The sequence below is a fragment of the Maribacter arcticus genome (assembly GCF_900167935.1).
Taxonomy (GTDB): domain Bacteria; phylum Bacteroidota; class Bacteroidia; order Flavobacteriales; family Flavobacteriaceae; genus Maribacter; species Maribacter arcticus.
The window spans coordinates 167,007-185,927 of sequence record NZ_FUYL01000001.1; the positions used below are offsets into that span (position 1 = coordinate 167,007).

Sequence of the window (18,921 nt, forward strand, 5' to 3'; positions counted from 1 at the left end):
ATTTAGTTTCTGCTATTTGTTGTGATTTATTTTTTGATGCAAATATTCTTCGAATTTCTTGATTAACCTTTTATTCTCACTATTTATAATAAAGAATAATACAATATACACAAAAGGAAAAATGAAATAGAATGGAATAGGTATTCCTAAATTCATTGATAATTCTATAATCAACATAAGTACAGGAGTTATTAATAACATAAACAACCAATAATTTCTTTTTGGTTCTAAAACTATATTAGTTTTAGAACCATTTATTTTAATCAAATTTCCTGTGAAAATAATATCGCTTTTAGTGTTGGAGTAATTGGTGTCAAACAATAAGTCTGAACCAAAAGAAAAATTTAAACTAATAATAAACTCTACTTCTGATTGCCATTTTAGATAAAATACCTTTCCGTTTTCACCAAGTATATTTTTTACATCGTCAATTCCGATATTTACAGTAAAGAATTCAGTATTTGGTTTGATTGATGAAAAGAACTTCATTTAATTTTGGTTTGAAGTTAGTTGACAGCATAAATTCCAATTATACACACAAGGTATTCCTGATTTTGTTTAGGAATTATTCACCAAAAGCTTCACGAGCATTTCCAAATGCGTATTCTTGAATTTGACATTGTCCAATTGAGTTATATTTTAAAATTCCATTCGAATTTTCAAATCAAATAACTGGTCTAAGTTTTTCGCCATCAACATGAATTTCACCTTGATTTTGTAACATGGCTAAGTCAAAAGTAAATTCCCCGCATATATTCTTTAATTTAGAAATACTAACGCCATTCTTTTCCAGGGTTTCCTTTAAAATTAAAATCATTTGATACTGCCATTCTATTAGAGTTTATTCGTAAGATTCATCATTTAGTAAAATCATCAACATCATTATTTTCCAAGACCTAAAGTACTGGCTTTTTTAGGACCTTTTCTATTGGTTTTACTAAATCTCTAATAATTTGTTCACCGTTGGCGTCGTCTATCAGTGCAACTAGTATATATCTTCTATTGCTATCCTTACCCCATACCAATATAGAATCTGAATGATAGGTTCTCCATGAACCTGATTTTCTGAAAAGCCGTGCAGCAGGTGCAATTTGATCTAAAGTGTTTACAAATTTATGGTGCAATTCTGGGTCTTCCATAATATCAAGCATTTGCTTCGACCTTTTTTGATTGACTAGTTTGCCATTTGCTAATAAATAATAGTACCTACATACCTGCGTTACTGTTGCTGCGTGACTTAAATTTTTAAGTGGTTCGCGATTGGTATCACCGCCGCCACCATAGCGTTTTCCAACCCAAAGTCCGCCACCTTTATGTTCATCATAAAAAGCGTATTTAGGATCCGTCATAACCGCTTCTAGCTTATCATACCCTACACGATCTATCATTCGAGTAGCAGCAGAATTGTCAGATTTACTAATCATTAAACGCATATCTTTTTTCACCTCTGAAGTTTCTTTTAACTCTCCTTTTTCAATAGCATCCATAGCAGCTAATAAAATGGCTATTTTAGGTAGACTTGCGGCGTACATCATATGGTTGCCGTTTACACGGGCAAAACGTACATTTTCTGGATCGCTTAGGTCAACTAGACCGACAGCCATTTTCTTTTGTACTATAAGGTCGTTCCATTCAGGGTGCGACGCTAGCTCATCTCTTAAGTTGGTTTGTAAAGAACTATCTAGTAGTTTTTGTAAAGGCTTAATCTTCGAATTATCTATTCGTAGGGGTAGCTCATCTTGTGCGTTTACGGCAAAACATAATACGATTGTAAAAAGTAAAAAGAATTGGGTTGATCTCATTGATTTATACTTAGTTTAAAATGTAGTCAAAATTAAGTAATGCACTGTTTATCCTTATGTTAATTTTTGCTGTTCTAGTATAATTAAAAAAATCAACAAACATGCCACATCCCTTTATATACTGTAAAATGCTATGTTAAAATTTTTAATATTTTCAAAGAAAATAGTACCTATGTATGCATTTTTTTAAAGGAAAAATTTGCGCTAGTAAAAAGAAAAATTAAAATAATTACTGTATATTAAAAAATGGAATTTAAAGAAACTTATGAATCTTAAAGACGGCGTAAAAACAGCTGAAAATAAAGTGTCTAATGAAGCTCGAAGATTGAGTGAAATGGTTAAGGATACGAGTAAATCAATAGTTGATAGGCTAGAGTGTTACGAAGACATCATAAGTTTAGAAGTGGGAGATACAGGGTTGAGTCGTGCAAAGACATTAGAACGTGAGTTTGATGTTCGCCAATTGTACATTAAATATGAAGGCGATAACCCGACCGGTACTCAAAAAGACCGAATTGCATTTGCCCAATTATATGATGCATTAAGACGAGAGTTTAAAGTGGTCAGTTTAGCTACCTGTGGTAATTATGGTGTAGCCATGGCTTTGGCTGCTGACTTAGCAGGTATTGCGTGCAAGATTTATATACCAGAAACATACCACACAGATCGTATTGCCGAAATGGAAACCTTGAAAGCCGAAATTATTCGTATTCCTGGTAGTTATGAAGATGTGGTCACTGAGAGCTCTAAATTAGCGGGAGAACATGGTTGGTACGATGCCAACCCAGGCGGAGCAAATACACCGCTTCAAATATCTGCTTACGCTCAAATTGCTCAAGAAATTTTTGAAGATTTAGGCGATGCGCCGAAATACTGTGCTGTTCCAGTTTCAAACGGAACTTTGTTCGCAGGAATTTACAGAGGTTTTGTTAATCTATATAAGAGAGGTAAAACATCGCGCATTCCTAAAATGATTGCTGCGTCGTCTTCACATAAGAATCCGATAGTAGAATCTTTTTTATTGGGGTTAGACCATTGTAAAGATTTAAATCCGGCGGCAATTAAAGAAACCAAGTATAATGAGCCATTGATTAACTGGCATAGTTTCGATGGGGAAGAGGCCTTGTATGCTTTACGCGAATCAGAAGGTGAGGCATTTAACATAAGTGATAAAAAATTAAAGGAGATGACCTCCTTGTTATATAAAAAAGAAGGATTTCGAATTCTACCTGCTTCAACAGCCGGACTCATTGGACTTCTTGAATTAGATGAAAAATTAAATTTTGAGCCGGATCGTTTTGTTGCCGTGCTCACTGCGAAAAATTAAAATAAATAGATGAAAAAAGTTATTGACGGTAAGGCGCTTGTGTATTGTGAAGGTGCTTTTAATACGCCAAATGGTAAAACAGCACATGGTCTGGTTCGTTTCACCGAACGATATGAAGTGGTTGGTGTTCTTGATGAAAAATATGCTGGGTCAGATGCTGGTGATGTTTTAGATGGGAGACCAAATGGTATTCCTGTTTTTAAGGATATGGACTCTGCATTGGTAGCTCTCAAAGCAACTAATAATATGCCTAGTTACTTGGTAATAGGCTTAGCTCCTGATGGGGGTAGGTTGCCAAAAGAGGCAAAAGGAACTATAAAATCGGCATTACAACATGGGTGGAATGTTGATAGTGGTTTACATGATTTTTTAACCAATGACCCTGAATTGGTTGCTTTGGCAAAAGAGAAAAATGTGAAGATTAGAGATATTAGAAAAACTCCAGATCGTGATAAATTACATTTTTTTACAGGTGATATTGAAAAGGTAGATTGTTTGAAATTGGCAGTACTTGGAACGGATTCTGCTTTAGGAAAACGTACTACAGCTTGGATATTGGTACATGCGTTTAGGAAGGCTGGAAAAAAAGCTGAAATGATCGGTACCGGACAAACAGGTTGGATGCAAGGTGCTAAGTATAGTATGGTAATGGATAGTTGCATTAATGATTTTGTCTCTGGTGAAATTGAACATGCCGTGGTTAGCGCATGGAAAAATGAAGATCCAGATGTTATTGTAATAGAAGGGCAAGGAAGTTTAATGAACCCAGCATACCCTGGTGGATTCGAAATTTTAGCCGCAGGTAGACCTGATTATGTGATTTTACAACACGCCCCTAAACGGTTGGAGTACGACGGTTTCCCTGGGTATAAAATGCATTCGTTGGCTGAACAAATTAATGCGATACAAGTTATTTCTGGTAAAGAAGTGATAGCTATAACGGTTAATCACGAAGGCATGGAAAAAGATGAAATATTGGATGTCTGTAAGGCAATCACCTTAGAAACCAAATTGCCCGCTTTCGATGTATTGGAGTATGGCGCAGAAGATTTAATAGCACTATTGATGTCTGAAATTAAATGAGAATAACGAATATTTCTTTCGAGCGTTTAGACCTTAAGTTATCTGATCCTTACACGATTGCTTATGAAACGATAGATCGTACAAGTAATTTTATTCTAAAGATAGAGACCGATGGTAGAATTGTCGGCTACGGTTGTGCAGCACCAGACCCAGTGGTAACAAATGAATCACCTGGTGATGTGACCGATGCCATTAAGAATATTATAATTCCTTATTTACGCGGTAAAGACCCCTTTACGTATGCGTTGTTGTTGTTAGAATTAAAAGAATTATTGGGTAAAAGGTCTTCAGCTTTGGCGATGGTTGATATGGCTTTGTTTGATTTAATGTCGAAAAAGGCTGAGGTTCCATTATATAAATTTTTAGGTGGTTTTCGCACCCATATTGCTACCAGTATTACTATTGGTATTATGGGTTTAGATGAAACCTTATCTTATGCTAGCGAGTTCGTAAAACAGGGTTTTACTATTCTAAAAATTAAGGGAGGTTCTAATCTTGAAGAAGATATTGCTAAAATGAGGATGATTCATGAGAGATATCCTAATATTGAATTACGGTTCGATGGTAATCAAGGTTATTCGGTTAAAGAATCGGTAGATTTTGTAAAAGCTACCGCTGCTATTGGAATTGAGATTTTCGAACAACCTACAAAAATTGAAGCAGAAGAGCGTTTGGGGGAAGTTACTGGTCAAGTTAGTATACCCGTAATGGCAGATGAAAGTCTAAAAACACTTACCGATGCTTTTCGCTTGGCACAGAATGAACGTGTTGATATGGTCAATATTAAATTGCAGAAGGTAGGTGGTATTTGGGTAGGTATGCATATCAACTCAGTCGCAAAAGCAGCTAAATTAGATGCTATGGTCGGTTGTATTGATGAATGTGGTTTAGGTATTGCCGCCGGATTACATTTTGCTCTTTCTAGACCAAACATTGTTTATGCAGACTTAGATGGCCATTTAGATATTATTGATGATCCTTATCATTCTATTTTTAGATTAGAAAAAGGTATTTTATACCCAACCGAAGAATACGGACTAGGGTATTCTGAAACTAACTTTTAATTCACTTACTTATGTATTTAACTTTACTTGCTGTATTTATTGTTGGATATTTATTTATTGCTCTTGAGCATACTGTAAAAATTGATAAGGCTGCTACGGCCCTATTCACAGGTACGCTTTGTTGGGTGGTTTTTATTTTTGGTAGAGATGCATTTCTCTCTAATATACCAGGGGACGAATCGATTCACTTCGTAACCGAAAGTTTACGGGAGAATTTAGGTGAGATATCTGAAATTCTATTCTTTCTGTTAGGTGCCATGACCATTGTAGAGATAATTGATGCTCATGAAGGTTTTTCAGTTATCACAGATAAAATAACTACTACAAATCGAGTTAAGTTATTATGGATTCTTTGTTTGCTTACCTTCTTTTTATCTGCTGCATTAGATAACTTGACAACAGCAATTGTTATGTCTGCCTTGCTTCGTAAACTTATTCATGAGAAAAAGGATTTGTGGATGTTTGCCGGATTATTGATTATTGCAGCAAATGCGGGTGGCGCTTGGTCCCCAATTGGTGATGTTACTACCATTATGTTGTGGATTGGTGGTCAAATAACCGCCATGCATATCATCAAAGAAATTTTCTTACCGAGTTTAGTTTGTTTACTGGTGCCGTTAGCGATAGTATCGTTTCGTTTTAAAGGACACATTACCAAAACCACTGAAAAGCATAATTTAGAATCACATGGTTTTGAAATAAGTAAATTTGAAAAAAATCTTGTATTTGCTATAGGTATTGGTGCGTTACTTTTTGTGCCTATTTTCAAAACAATTACGCATTTGCCACCTTTTATGGGTATACTTCTAGGGCTTAGTATTGTCTGGATCATAACTGAAATTATTCACCGAAACAAAACTTTAGAAGAAAAGAAAACTTTAGCAATTTCTAGTGTGTTACGTAGAATTGATACACCCAGCATCCTATTTTTTCTAGGTATACTAGTAGCAGTTGGTGCTTTGCAATCTGCTGGGCACTTAGCGGATATGTCACGTTTGTTAGATGCTAATTTCGATAGTATTTATGCCGTTAATGCTATTATTGGAGTGTTGTCATCTATTGTTGATAACGTGCCTTTAGTTGCAGGTACAATGGGTATGTATAGTTTGGATACCTATCCGCCAGATTCTGATTTCTGGGAATTACTAGCTTTCTGCGCAGGTACAGGTGGTAGTATTCTTATTATTGGTTCGGCTGCAGGTGTTGCCATTATGGGTATCCTTAAAATTGACTTTATGTGGTATTTGAAGAATATCTCCTTTTTGGCAATAATAGGATATGCTGCGGGAATTTTGACCTTTATGTTGGTAAACTAGTGATTTATTAATTTTCTAATTCCTCGATAAGATTAGCAATTAATGCTGTCCAGCCCGTTTGATGAGATGCTCCCAAGCCTCTACCATTTTCTCCGTGGAAATATTCATAAAACAACACCAAATCTTTAAAGTTTGGGTCTTGGTAGAATTTCTCGTAGTTCTTATTGATAGGTCGGTTGCCTTCAGCATCCTTTTCGAACATTTTTATTAATCGATTACTTAATGCATCACTAACTTGTTTTAAGTTTAATAATTTGGTGCTGCCTGTTGGGTATTCAAATAGAAAATCATTGCCACTATAGGTTTGATATTCGCGTAATGCTTGTATGAAAAGGTAGTTCATTGGCATCCAAATAGGACCACGCCAATTAGAGTTACCTCCGAAAAGAGAAACTGTAGATTCTGCAGGTTCGTAATCGATAGAATATTCTATTCCATCTATATGAATCTGGTAGGGTTTATGGTGAATTTTAGAAAGAGAACGAATACCATATTCGCTCAAAAATTCTTTTTCATCTAAAAGTGACGTCACTAGTTTTTGCATTCGGTCTTTAGGCACCAATGATAATAGTAAATCATCACCATCCTTAAATTGTTGAATGACCTCATATTTTAAATTATCGGAACGGTATTTTTGAAACCAAAGAATACTGGCCTTGAATTTTGGAAATTTATCCAACACACTTTTCTTAATGGTAAGTACTGCAGCCAGTGATAACATACCGGCAATAGAGCGTACTTTTATGGTGGTCGACTGTCCGTCAGGTAAAATTAAACGGTCATAAAAGAATCCTTCTTCATCATCCCAAGTATTGGCTTTGTCAGTATCCATTTTGTTCAAAGCTTCTGCGATAAAGACGAAATGTCCGAAATATTTAGTTGCCATATCTTCAAACGAATCATCATGTTCGGCGATACGCAAACTCATTTCTAGCATGTTTAAACTATACATTGCCATCCAAGCGGTACCATCTACTTGGTCTAGAAATCCGTTTCCGGGTATACCATGACTCCGGTCAAAGACTCCGATATTATCTAATCCTAGAAATCCACCTTGAAAAACGTTGTTATCATTTCTGTCCAATCGGTTTACCCACCAATTAAAATTTAACGATAGTTTATTGAACATTCGCTTCAAGAATTTGATGTCTCCTTCGCCCGTTTTTGCTTTGTCGGTTTTGTAAATCTGTAATGTCGACCATGCCTGTACTGGCGGATTCACATCACTAAAATTCCATTCGTATGCAGGTATTTGTCCATTGGGCGACATGTACCATTCTTTGGTGAATAACAATAACTGCTCTTTGGCAAAGTCTGGATCTATAGAGGCGAACGATACGCAATGAAAAGCGGAATCCCATGCAGCATACCAAGGATATTCCCAAGCGTCTGGCATTGAGAGTATATCGTGATTACGTAATGTTTTCCAATGGCTGTTACGGCCATCTTTTCGTTCTTTTGGTGGTGGGGTGGTTTTATAATCGCCATTTAGCCACTTTTCAACCTCGTAATTATAGTATTGTTTGGTCCATAATAATCCTGCGAATGCTTGCTTTAAAATAGCCTTTCTGTCTTCTGTGGCCTTCGGTGCAATGTCATCATAGAATTGTGCGCACTCTTTTTTTATTTTCTTGAAAATACTATCAAAATCAGCAAAGGGCTCGTTCAGGTTTTCTTCTGTTAAACGTAATTGAAACGTTTTTGATTCCCCACCTTTTAAAATTTGTTGATAGAGTGGTGCAAACTTGGTACCTGAATTATTTTTGGTTGCCAATTCAAAATCATTAGTACAAACTGCTGTATGAAACAGGTCCTTTTTAAACGGATGTTGATTTATTTCTCTGTAGACCTTTTCTCTATTCGTTTCGTTTTCAGTGAACAATAATTTGTCTGCCGCCTGAAAATAAAAGTTGTACTTACCAACATATGGGTGGTCAATAAATACCGAAGTATTTTTGCCTTTTTTCACCGTTGCTATCACCGGTTTTACCGTCATTTCTTTAAATGACCAATGATTACGCATAACCATTTGCGGTAACAACGTTATTGGTGCAGGCTGACTGTTTCTATTGGTAATGGTAATTTGAATAAGTATATCGGTTTCATCACCTTTTGCGTATTCTGTACTGACATCGAAATAGGTGTTGTTATCAAAAATACCAGTATCAAATAACTCAAATTCTAAATCTTCTCGAGAGCGTTTTTTGTTTTCCTCAATCAGTTGATCGTATGGGTATTTTTTTTGAGAATACTTATACAAATACTTCATGTACGAATGCGAGGGTGTATTCTCTAAGTAATAATAAAGTTCCTTTACATCTTCCCCATGATTGCCTTGCGGACCAGTTAAACCAAATAGTCGCTCTTTTAAGATATCATCTTGTCCGTTCCATAATGCAATGCTAAAGCACATATTACAATAGCGGTCGCTAATACCAGCAATACCATCTTCACCCCAACGAAAAGCGCGACTTCTGGCGTGGTCATGCGGAAAATAGTTCCAAGCATCACCACCAGCACTATAATCTTCACGAACCGTTCCCCATTGGCGCTCACTTAAATATGGGCCCCATTTTAGCCAATCTTTTTCTTCACTTTGGTGTTGGGCTAGCCGTTCTTTTTCGGGGTTTTTCATGGGAAGTTTAATTTGACTTTACGAGATACGTTTTATGCTGTTCGTTTAGCGCTTTCTTTAATAATGTTGAAAATAGGCTTTTCGTTTATGTTTTTTCATTTGACCACCAACTACTTAAGATTGTTAATGTCAATTTTGAAGAGTGCTGCTGCATTTTTCCAAAGAATCAGTTCTTTCTTTTCATCAGCTAAATCTAATTGATTCATGAATTTTAAGTAAGATTTCATATTTGAAATAGGCCAATCTGTACCGTATAATAGGTATTTTGGGTCACCAGCGTAGGTAATCATTTCCTCGATTTCCTTTTTCATATAACGCTCAAACTTATCGGAGAAATCACCAAGTACTAAGCCAGAGATATCGGCATATACGTTTTTGTTTTTGTAAACGACCTCCATACAATCTTTAATCCACGGGTTACCTACATGGCAGATTACAATTTTTAACTCAGGATAATCGACCGCTAAATCATCGATATGAATAGGGTGTGAGTATTTTATTTTACCGGTTGGCGCATAGGTGTCACCAGAATGAAACATAACAGGTACGTCGTATTCAATCGCCATTTCATACATCAATTTAAACCGAATATCATTCGGATAAAAAGGCTCGTAACCAGGATAGAATTTTAACCCTTTTATAAACCCATTTTCAAGGTATTCACTTATTTCTCGAACATCTCTATGGTTATAATGCAAATAACTAACACCAGAAACTACACCCAAGTTGTTATACCCTTTTATTGCTTCTACGACTTGTTTCGTACTCGGCCTATGTTCATTGACCTTATAAGATGTTAATACCAATGAATAATCGATATTATTGGCTACCATGTTCTCAGAAAGCTTGTCTAAACTTTCGTTTAAAGAAACTACTCTGTCTTCGTGGTAATTATTGATGTGTGTGTGAACGTCTATGATCATTTGTTGTTAATTAGTGTTCAATTAATGGAGTCAAGTTGATTGGTGAATTTTAGTTCATTGGTCTCTAAATTGTAGATACCATAAATATTATCGTTTGGATTTTCAGTCTTGTAATATTCATATTTTGGATTTTCCGTTGAAATTTCTTTTGAATTTTCGTTTTTGTAGTATTCAAGAATAAGATTTCCCTCTCTCAAGTTAATTGAAACAAGGGGTTCATCTGTGATTTTCAGTAAATTTTCACCGTTAACATCTGAAATATAATAAGCATAATTATCTTTGGTATCAATCATTTCATCCTTATTTGAATCTTCTTCATATAAAATGTAGAAAATATTTTTGGGTAAATTATTATCTTTTGATGGTATAACTTCCATGTTATATATTAAACCATCTTTATTTAGCAATTTTCCAATTACGGTACATTCTTTATCCATAAATAAAATGTTGCGAGTTCGTTCACCTACCATATTATTTCGTTTTATTTTATAAAAGCCATGCTCGTCTAACTCGCCAGAAATTCCATGAAGTATTGGTATATAGTAGTAATTGGTGTTTTTGATTTTTAATGGTTCAGAAATATTTCCATTCCATTGTATCGGTTTCGTTTCAAAAAATTTAACGGCATTTTCGTTTTTAAGGGTATTATTTTCAGAAATGTTAAGCTTAATTATTATTGAGGCAATAATTAGGGTGAAAGTCGTTAAATAAATAATGTCTCTCTTCCTTTTTATTTTAAACTCGTGTCTTATTTTATTTATAACGGCTTGAGCTTGTTCTTTGGGAACTTTTTTGAATACTGCCTTTTGAGTTTGGTCTGCCCCTGAATAAATAGTGTCTCTATTGCTTCCTTTAAATTTTTGACGTTTAGACGCTTTTAATGCTCTATTCTGTTTAATTCGATTTATTGCGTCAATTATGTGTCCGGCAGAACTCAATTATAAATATTAGGTATGAAGGTGAAACTGATAACTGTAAAATACGTGAACTATGCTAAACCGCCCTTTGCACTACCTCAAACACTTTATTAGCATCGCATTTAATAGTTTTAGCTGGGTATTTAAGAATCAAGGCATAATCGTGGGTAGCCATAAGAATAGTGCGGCCTGCTTTATTGATTTCCTGTAATACCTTCATTACCTCTACACTGGTTTGTGGGTCTAGGTTTCCGGTAGGTTCATCGGCTATAATCAATTCTGGGTCGTTTAAAAGTGCACGCGCTATGGCTATACGTTGCTGCTCTCCACCAGAAAGCTCATGAGGAAATTTAAACCCCTTGGTTTTCATGCCTACCTTTTCAAGAACAGTCAATACTTGGGTATCCATTTTCGCCTTGTCGGTCCATCCGGTAGCCTTCAAAACAAATAACATATTTTGGTTGATATTTCGGTCTGGGAGCAGTTTAAAATCCTGAAAAACAATACCTAATTTCCGTCTAAGAAAGGGTATTTCGTTCTCTTTTAACGTCTTTAGGTTGAACTTAACAATATGACCTTCACCTTTTTGTAAGGGTAAATCGCCATAAAGGGTTTTCATGAAGCTACTTTTACCGCTTCCCGTCTTACCAATAAGGTATACAAATTCCCCTTTTTCGATTTTTAAACTCACTTCGCTCAAAACCAAACTCTCTTTTTGAAATATTGAGGCATCCTTAAGTTCTAAAACAATCTCTTTCATAGCGCTAATGTTGATATAAAAGTAATAAGTTCCTATTGATAATAGAGAACCCTTTTTCAAAATCTTTTCTTTTGCAATGGTATTGCACATACTTAGGAACAATTTTTGCCGTTATGACATGTTATAACGGTATTTCTAAATAGTAACAGAACACTATGCTTAAAAAAATCACCGCTTTTATTCCAATGGTATTCGGTTTGGTCGCTTTGACCACTGCCCAAGAGTCTAAGATTTATACCCACGAACAAAAAGCATTTCAAGACGCCCTAGCGCTTTACAACAACGAACAATATCAAGCGGCACAGACCATTTTTGATAAGGTCAAAGTGACTACAAAAGATGAGGAGACCGCTGCCAATAGCGCATATTATGCGGCTAACGCAGCTGTGCGGTTAAACCAAATTGGTGCGGATCGTTTAATGGAAGATTTTGTTGAAAAATATCCTACCTCAACAAAACGTAATTCTGCCTTTGCCGATGTGGCAGAATATTATTTTCAAACCGGTAAATATCCTTATGCCCTAAAGTGGTATGATAAGGTAGACCAGAAGTCATTGTCTCGTGGTGAGATGGATAAGTTTAATTTCAATTATGGCTACTCTTTGTTCTCATCCCGTAAAACGAAAGAAGCTGAAAAATATCTAGAAAAGGTCACTACTTCACCTGTTTACGGTTCACAAGCCAAGTATTACTTAGGCTATATTTCGTACCAAGAAGATGATTACGAAGCTGCCAACCAACGTTTTGACCAAATTACGGATCAAGATGTTTTAGAGGAAAAATTAAGCTACTACCAGGCAGATATGAATTTTAAGCTTGGTAAATTCGAAGAGGCGATTGCTTTGGCGAAAAAACAGTTACCAAAATCTGACAGAAAAGAAGTTTCTGAATTGAATAAGGTGATTGGCGAGAGTTATTTTAATCTTAAACAATATGAGAATGCGGTTCCGTATTTGAAAGAATATAACGGTAAAGGTGGTAAGTGGAGTAATACCGATTACTATTACCTAGGATATGCCTATTACAAAGGAGGCGATTATGCAAATGCGATTGCTCAATTTAATAAAATTATCGGTGGTACTAATAGCGTCGCACAGAATGCGTATTACCATTTAGCGGAATGTTATTTAAAGTTGGATAAAAAGCAGGAAGCTCTTAACGCTTTTAGAAATGCTTCTCAAATGGAGTATAGTGCGGAGATTCAAAAAGACGCATTTTTAAATTATGCAAGATTGAGTTATGAAGTGGGTAACGCTTATGAGCCCGTACCACAGGTGATTACCAATTATTTAAAAACTTACCCTAACGATGAACACCAAGAAGAAATGCAAACCTTGTTGGTCGATTCATACATTACTTCAAAGAACTTTGCCGGAGCGATGAAATTGCTTGAAGAAAATAAAAACTATGCTAGTAAATCAGTCTACCAAAAAGTAGCATACTACAGAGGTATCGAACTTTTTATGGAAGTTGATTATAATGCTGCTTCAGATAATTTTGCTAAGTCGTTGTCGAGTGCAGAAGATATACTGTTCAAAGCAAGAGCCAATTATTGGAAAGCAGAAGCAGATTATTTGTCAAATCGGTTTGATGATGCAGTAAAAGGTTATGCTGATTTTAAAAATAATCCGTCAGCAAAGAATACAGAAATGTATGCTGACATAGATTATAGTTTAGCGTATGCGTACTTCAAACAGAAAAAATATTCAGATGCCATTACTTACTTTAATTCATTCACAAGTAACGGTAACGCTGAGGTAGAGAAATTACACGATGGTTTTTTACGATTAGGAGATAGCTATTATGCTACCAGTAAATATTGGCCTGCGATAGAAACGTATAACAAAGCGTTAGACTTAACGGGACCAGAGAAAGACTATGCATCGTACCAAAAAGCAATGAGTTATGGTTATGTGGATAGAAGTGTCAGTAAAATTGAAAACTTAGAATCTTTTGTAAGTCAGTATCCTAGATCAAGCTTTAAAGATGATGCGCTTTTTGAATTAGGGAACACCTACATATCACAAGGTCAAGAGAATAAAGGATTGGAAGCTTACGATCGTTTAATTAACGAATACAAAGGAAGTTCTTTGGTACCACAAGCTTTAATGAGACAAGGTTTGGTTAATTACAATGCCAATAGAAACGAAGCTGCTTTAGTGAAGTTTAAAACTGTTGTACGTGATTATCCAAAAACTCAAGAAGCGATACAAGCTGTTGCTACGGCAAAATTGGTTTATGTTGATTTAGGGCAAGTAAACGAATATGCAGACTGGGTTCGTGGTCTTGATTTTGTTGAGGTGACCGATACTGAATTAGATAATGCAAGTTATGATGCTGCTCAAAAACAAAACCTAGAAGGTAATGTTGAGCCTGCAATACGAGCGTATAAAAATTACATTCAGCAATTTCCAAATGGTCTTCATGCAGTTGATGCTAATTTTAGTTTGGCACAATTGTACTTCGGAAAAGGAGAAAAAGAATCGGCTTTACCCTATTACAAATATGTTGCCGATAGAAGTACAAGTGAATATGCTGAACAGGCATTGACAAGGGTTTGTGAAGTGTATATCGGTAATGACGATTACGAAACTGCATTGCCTTATTTATTGAAATTGGAAAGTCAAGCGAATATTCAACAGAACAGAACCTTTGCACGCTCTAATTTAATGAAAGGGTATTACGGCCAACGTAATTATGCTAAGACATTAGAATATGCTGATAAGGTATTGGCAACTTCAAATATCGATAACCGTATTAAGAGTGATGCACATATTATGATCGCTAGGTCAGCAATTGCAACGAACAATGAAGCAAAGGCAAAATCTGCTTATGCCGAAGTATTGAAAATTGCTTCGGGTGCTACCGCTGCAGAAGCGTTATACTATGATGCCTATTTTGAGCATAAAGATGGTGCTTTTGAAAACTCGAATGTGGCCGTTCAGAAACTGGCAAAAGATTATGCTACTTACAAGGAATGGGGTGGTAAAGGTTTGGTCTTAATGGCGAAAAACTATTATGCACTAGATGATGCTTATCAGGCTACTTACATTTTAGAAAGTGTGATTACCAATTTTAGTCAGTATCCAGAAATTGTTGCTGAGGCAAGGGCAGAGTTAGCCATCATCAAATCAAAAGAAGCTCAAAGTAATTCATCGGTTAATCCTAATTAAACATCATGTACACCAGTAAAAGAACACCTATGTACAATAAACATATAGTTACGCTTATTTTTTTGGCTCTTGGCCTGCACATCGGTGTTGCCCAAGACGATGAAAAAGATTTAGGCACAGAAACAGTGACGGTTACAAAAGCGTATACGCCTACAGTTTCAGATGCCTTTAAAATAAAGTCAGTTCCTAATTTGAACGATTCTATCGTTCTTCAAAAAAAGCCGATTACCTATAGTATTTTCTCTGTACCTGTAGCATCGACATTTACACCATCAAAAGGAACGGCTTCTAAAGTAGAAAAATTACCGCCACCACAACTCTTTAATTCCTATGCCTCTTTCGGAGCAGGTAATTATGGTAATGTTTTAGGTGAATTTTACACGAGTAGAACTATTAATAGAGACGAAAATTTTGATGTAGGTTTTAATCATTTATCCTCAAGAGGTGGTATTAAAGGAGTAGAATTGAACAATACATTTTACGATACAAATTTAGACGCTTCGTACGCAAAACGTGATCGTGACTTAGATTGGGGGGCAGCTATCGGACTTCAACATCAATTATACAATTGGTACGGAATTCCTGAAGGGGAGTTTAGTGATATAGAATTGAATGGTATTGACGAACGTCAAAATTATTTTATGGGTGAGGCTAGTACGCATATTAATGTAGAGGATGCCTTCTTTAAAAGAGCGGATATTAAGTATCGTAGATTTTTTGATGCGCTAAGTTCTGGGGAAAACAGAGCCATATTTAATACCGGATTTGAATTTCCGATGAACGAAGAAGCTTTTGCCGTAAAGGTCAAGGTCGATTATGTAGGCGGCACTTTTGCAAATGATGGTTATAACCCAACAATAAATTCGGCACCGATTAATTATAGCAATTTACAGGCAGGTATCAATCCGTCCTTAAAGATGCTTCGAGATGACTTATCATTAAATCTTGGGGTGAATTTGGTGTATGGCATGGATTTGGAAAACAGCGAAAGTAACTTTTATATCTATCCAGCAGTGACAGCATCTTATAGATTATTAGATGAATCTGTAATTGCTTATGGTGGTGTAACTGGTGAATTAAAGCAAAATTCATATTATGATTTTGTTGAGGCGAATCCGTTTGTATCTCCTACTTTAACTATTGCGCCAACCGATAGTCAGTATAATGCTTATGTGGGATTTAAAGGTCAATTATTGCCAAATTTGAGCTATAACTTAAAAGGATCTTATGCTGCAGAAAATAGAAAACCACTTTTTAGATTAAATCCTCAGGAAAATTCAAGGAGTAATGACAACGGTTATTTCTTAGGCAATTCGTTTCAAGTATTTTATGACGATATAAAGACCTTAGGCATCTTTGGAGAATTAAATGTTGATGTGAATAGAAACTTTACCTTAGGTGTTAATGCAGAAGTTTATGATTATAATACCGAAACAGGTAACCCAGCTTGGAACCTACCTAATTTGAAAGCATCATTATTTATGGATTATCAAATCGGTGAAAAATGGTTTATGGGAGCAAACTTATTTTATGTTGGTGAAAGAGATGATTTTTCAAGCGAATTAACTTCCGGGTCCGCTAATCCACAACCTGGTATCGATACACCTATAACTTTAGAAGGTTATTTTGATGCCAACGCACATGTAGGTTACAGATTTAACGATCAACTTTCCTTTTTTATAAAAGGTGCAAACCTTTCCAATAACGAATATCAACGTTGGACCAATTTTCAGGTACAAGGGATTCAGGTTTTAGGAGGAGCAACATATAAGTTTGATTTTTAGGAATACGTTCATCTAAAATGTTCGACTACTTAATAGCCCCTCTTGTAATCTAGAGGGGCTTTTTTTGCATATGGTTATGATTTTATAGGTTTTCAGTACTTTAGAGAACGATTCATAGTGTATGCAGTTACGAGACTTACATGTAGGAATGATTTTTTTGCTGCTTTTTTGTGTGCCTTATTTCGGTTATTCTCAAAATTTGGTATTAAACCCAAGTTTTGAAAACTTCATCAATTGTCCCGTTAAATTAGGTAATCTAGAACAAGATGTTGAAGATTGGAAAATGCCCACCTTGGGTTCTACAGATTATTTTAATGGATGTAGTGAGGCCATGGGAACCCCCAAAAATTTTAATGGGCAGCAACCTGCAGATTTCGGAGAAGGGTATGTGGGTTTGTATATGTATGCCCCAAACGACTACCGAGAGTATTTACAAGCAGCCTTAATTTCAACATTGAAAAAAGGTGAACACTACTCGATTTCTTTTTATGTGAGTTTGGCAGAACGTTCAGATTTTGCGGTAAAGGAATTCGGAATTAGATTTACGGAGTTTCCAGTACAGGTAGAAACTAGGAAAGTGTTATCGAGCATGCATTTTTCTAAATTAAAAGGTGATACTTCAAATCAGCTAGAAATTAAATATTCAAAGTTTTATTCTGACGAAATAGAATGGATAAAACTTACACAAGAGTTTGTGGCAAACGGTACAGAGAATTATTTGATTATCGGGAATTTTAAGAATAACAAACGCACTCAAAAATTTCAGACCAAAAGAAAAATCACCAAAGGGTCTTACTATTACTTAGATATGGTGTCAGTATATAAATCAGATTCGGAAGACGCGAAATTGACCGTGGAAAATCAAAATAACTTTAAAATAGATAGCGTGCATGTCTTTAGAGATGTTCATTTCGATTTTAACCGAAGTATTCCTAGAAATTCACATCAACGGGAATTGAACTTATTAGTAGCTTATATGAAAAAACATTCTAAGCTGAAAATAGCTATTACCGGGCATACCGATAATATTGGGTCGAATACATTTAATAAAATTTTATCCCTGAAACGAGCTGAAGAAGTTGCCCATTTTTTAATCAACAATGGGATTGATAAAAGTAGAATAGAATACGTTGGCTTGGGTAGTGTAAAACCGATAGCTGATAATACTACAGACGCCGGAAGATTACTCAACCGGCGTGTAGAATTTGTGTTATTAAAGTAAATTAATAATCTGAATACTCCGTTGGGTAAAGTAAGTTTATGTCCGCATGACTAACTGTATTCTTATATATGTCCATACTGGAAATTTCTTTCCATTTAGGAGCGCTTCCAAAATCTTTCCAAAGTGCATCCCGTTTTTCCATGTTTGGGAATGTGGTCATATACATAAGATTGGGCATATGGTCACCGGAGATTACTTCAGCATAAAACACGGCGTTGAAACCAAGGTCATTAAAAAGTTTCACCTCTCCACCTTCATTGAACATATTTACCTTTCTGTGATACATGGCCTCGGTAGGTCCTTCGTAACTACGCAGTTCATAAACCCGATCCGCTCGTGAACCTTCTACATCTGTCGGTTTCATTTTTGGCATATCTGGGAAGGCACGCAATAAAACTGAACTTATTCTTTCATAAGGAGTGTTAGTGTGTGTGGCATTGATATAATCTGCTCCAGCGGCTAAATGGGTTTTATCTGCCGCAAGCTTGGACTCCAATTGTTCAAATGCTGTCAAGGATTTAAATGGAATCAAAACATAGATTTTATCACTCAATGTGAAATTATTAGGACGAACTTTAAAAACGCCAACATTTTCAATACCCATTCGTTTTAAAGCAGGTATATAGGCATTTTCCAAATAGGCATCCACCATTTTTTCCTGATCACCGTTTTTTAGGGTGTATGTTTTCAGTTGATAGAATTCCTTATCTTGACCATAACTAAAAGTTGATGTGACAACTAGGGTCAAAAGAAAAAGGAAAGGCATTAAAATTTTATTTTTCATGAGTTAAGTTATGTAGTTAATAAGCTAATAAAGTTAGGGATTAAAATAGTATTGTTCCTTTTTTTAGCTAAAAGTAACAGAATACCTTTTTTAAAGGTCAATTATTATTGGGGTAATGGACAGATAAATAG

14 protein-coding genes are annotated in these 18,921 nt (G+C 35.6%); 7 read left to right on the plus strand and 7 right to left on the minus strand.

What is annotated here, in order from left to right:
* Nucleotides 1-12: 12 nt before the first annotated feature.
* Both B5X55_RS00790 and B5X55_RS00795 read right to left on the minus strand, forming a co-directional pair.
* Nucleotides 13-489 carry a hypothetical protein gene (locus B5X55_RS00790; protein ID WP_079510495.1) on the minus strand — a complete coding sequence of 159 codons (477 nt, stop codon included), beginning with the start codon at nucleotides 487-489 and terminating at the stop codon, nucleotides 13-15.
* Nucleotides 490-896: 407 nt separating this feature from the next.
* Nucleotides 897-1,802, minus strand: a complete 906-nt coding sequence (locus B5X55_RS00795; RefSeq protein WP_079510496.1) for a serine hydrolase — start codon at nucleotides 1,800-1,802, stop codon at nucleotides 897-899.
* 265 nt (nucleotides 1,803-2,067) lie between these two features.
* Here B5X55_RS00795 and B5X55_RS00800 point away from each other — a divergent pair, with 265 nt between their 5' ends.
* The 4 genes from B5X55_RS00800 to nhaD are packed head-to-tail and all read left to right on the plus strand — an operon-like array spanning nucleotide 2,068 to nucleotide 6,592.
* Nucleotides 2,068-3,129, plus strand: coding sequence for a pyridoxal-phosphate dependent enzyme (locus B5X55_RS00800; RefSeq protein WP_079510497.1), 1,062 nt, complete (start codon nucleotides 2,068-2,070; stop codon nucleotides 3,127-3,129).
* Nucleotides 3,130-3,138: 9 nt separating this feature from the next.
* Nucleotides 3,139-4,212 carry an N-acetyltransferase DgcN family protein gene (locus B5X55_RS00805; protein ID WP_079510498.1) on the plus strand — a complete coding sequence of 358 codons (1,074 nt, stop codon included), beginning with the start codon at nucleotides 3,139-3,141 and terminating at the stop codon, nucleotides 4,210-4,212.
* Nucleotides 4,209-5,276, plus strand: a complete 1,068-nt coding sequence (locus B5X55_RS00810; RefSeq protein ID WP_079510499.1) for a mandelate racemase/muconate lactonizing enzyme family protein — start codon at nucleotides 4,209-4,211, stop codon at nucleotides 5,274-5,276. The genes B5X55_RS00805 and B5X55_RS00810 overlap by 4 nt, the downstream gene beginning before the upstream one ends.
* Before the next feature lie 11 nt (nucleotides 5,277-5,287).
* Nucleotides 5,288-6,592: a sodium:proton antiporter NhaD gene (gene nhaD, locus B5X55_RS00815; RefSeq protein ID WP_079510500.1), complete on the plus strand. Its 1,305-nt coding sequence runs from the start codon at nucleotides 5,288-5,290 to the stop codon at nucleotides 6,590-6,592.
* A gap of 7 nt (nucleotides 6,593-6,599) precedes the next feature.
* Here the strand turns inward: nhaD and B5X55_RS00820 are convergent, their stop codons facing one another.
* The 4 genes from B5X55_RS00820 to B5X55_RS00835 all read right to left on the minus strand — a co-directional run bounded on the left by B5X55_RS00820 (nucleotide 6,600) and on the right by B5X55_RS00835 (nucleotide 11,827).
* Entirely contained in the window at nucleotides 6,600-9,227 is a 2,628-nt protein-coding gene (locus B5X55_RS00820) for an MGH1-like glycoside hydrolase domain-containing protein (RefSeq protein ID WP_079510501.1), read from the minus strand.
* A 110-nt stretch (nucleotides 9,228-9,337) separates the two neighbouring features.
* Complete coding sequence (locus tag B5X55_RS00825) at nucleotides 9,338-10,150, minus strand: amidohydrolase family protein (protein ID WP_079510502.1); 813 nt, start codon at nucleotides 10,148-10,150, stop codon at nucleotides 9,338-9,340.
* 17 nt (nucleotides 10,151-10,167) lie between these two features.
* The gene (locus B5X55_RS00830) at nucleotides 10,168-11,088 is read right to left on the minus strand and encodes a hypothetical protein (protein ID WP_079510503.1); all 921 of its coding nucleotides are present in this window, start codon (nucleotides 11,086-11,088) and stop codon (nucleotides 10,168-10,170) included.
* Between the two features lie 55 nt (nucleotides 11,089-11,143).
* A complete protein-coding gene (locus B5X55_RS00835; RefSeq protein ID WP_079511068.1) occupies nucleotides 11,144-11,827 on the minus strand; it encodes a cell division ATP-binding protein FtsE in 684 nt (227 codons plus the stop codon).
* A 155-nt stretch (nucleotides 11,828-11,982) separates the two neighbouring features.
* Here B5X55_RS00835 and B5X55_RS00840 point away from each other — a divergent pair, with 155 nt between their 5' ends.
* From B5X55_RS00840 to B5X55_RS00850, 3 genes are all read left to right on the plus strand, one after another.
* Nucleotides 11,983-15,000: a tetratricopeptide repeat protein gene (locus B5X55_RS00840; protein WP_079510504.1), complete on the plus strand. Its 3,018-nt coding sequence runs from the start codon at nucleotides 11,983-11,985 to the stop codon at nucleotides 14,998-15,000.
* A gap of 29 nt (nucleotides 15,001-15,029) precedes the next feature.
* Nucleotides 15,030-16,784 (plus strand): TonB-dependent receptor, encoded by a 1,755-nt coding sequence (locus B5X55_RS00845; RefSeq protein WP_079511069.1) that lies wholly within the window; start codon nucleotides 15,030-15,032, stop codon nucleotides 16,782-16,784.
* Between the two features lie 121 nt (nucleotides 16,785-16,905).
* Complete coding sequence (locus tag B5X55_RS00850; protein ID WP_079510505.1) at nucleotides 16,906-18,006, plus strand: OmpA family protein; 1,101 nt, start codon at nucleotides 16,906-16,908, stop codon at nucleotides 18,004-18,006.
* Nucleotide 18,007: 1 nt separating this feature from the next.
* On the opposite strand, the gene B5X55_RS00855 is transcribed toward B5X55_RS00850, so the two are convergent.
* Complete coding sequence (locus B5X55_RS00855; protein WP_079510506.1) at nucleotides 18,008-18,790, minus strand: NIPSNAP family protein; 783 nt, start codon at nucleotides 18,788-18,790, stop codon at nucleotides 18,008-18,010.
* Nucleotides 18,791-18,921 lie beyond the last annotated feature (131 nt).

What these genes read in the sequence shown, in the direction of transcription:
- B5X55_RS00790 (WP_079510495.1), bottom strand. Translation starts at nt 489, where the DNA reads ATGAAGTTCTTTTCATCAATCAAACCAAATACTGAATTCTTTACTGTA.
- B5X55_RS00795 (WP_079510496.1), bottom strand. Translation starts at nt 1,802, where the DNA reads ATGAGATCAACCCAATTCTTTTTACTTTTTACAATCGTATTATGTTTT.
- B5X55_RS00800 (WP_079510497.1), top strand. Translation starts at nt 2,068, where the DNA reads ATGAATCTTAAAGACGGCGTAAAAACAGCTGAAAATAAAGTGTCTAAT.
- B5X55_RS00805 (WP_079510498.1), top strand. Translation starts at nt 3,139, where the DNA reads ATGAAAAAAGTTATTGACGGTAAGGCGCTTGTGTATTGTGAAGGTGCT.
- B5X55_RS00810 (WP_079510499.1), top strand. Translation starts at nt 4,209, where the DNA reads ATGAGAATAACGAATATTTCTTTCGAGCGTTTAGACCTTAAGTTATCT.
- nhaD (WP_079510500.1), top strand. Translation starts at nt 5,288, where the DNA reads ATGTATTTAACTTTACTTGCTGTATTTATTGTTGGATATTTATTTATT.
- B5X55_RS00820 (WP_079510501.1), bottom strand. Translation starts at nt 9,227, where the DNA reads ATGAAAAACCCCGAAAAAGAACGGCTAGCCCAACACCAAAGTGAAGAA.
- B5X55_RS00825 (WP_079510502.1), bottom strand. Translation starts at nt 10,150, where the DNA reads ATGATCATAGACGTTCACACACACATCAATAATTACCACGAAGACAGA.
- B5X55_RS00835 (WP_079511068.1), bottom strand. Translation starts at nt 11,827, where the DNA reads ATGAAAGAGATTGTTTTAGAACTTAAGGATGCCTCAATATTTCAAAAA.
- B5X55_RS00840 (WP_079510504.1), top strand. Translation starts at nt 11,983, where the DNA reads ATGCTTAAAAAAATCACCGCTTTTATTCCAATGGTATTCGGTTTGGTC.
- B5X55_RS00845 (WP_079511069.1), top strand. Translation starts at nt 15,030, where the DNA reads ATGTACAATAAACATATAGTTACGCTTATTTTTTTGGCTCTTGGCCTG.
- B5X55_RS00850 (WP_079510505.1), top strand. Translation starts at nt 16,906, where the DNA reads ATGCAGTTACGAGACTTACATGTAGGAATGATTTTTTTGCTGCTTTTT.
- B5X55_RS00855 (WP_079510506.1), bottom strand. Translation starts at nt 18,790, where the DNA reads ATGAAAAATAAAATTTTAATGCCTTTCCTTTTTCTTTTGACCCTAGTT.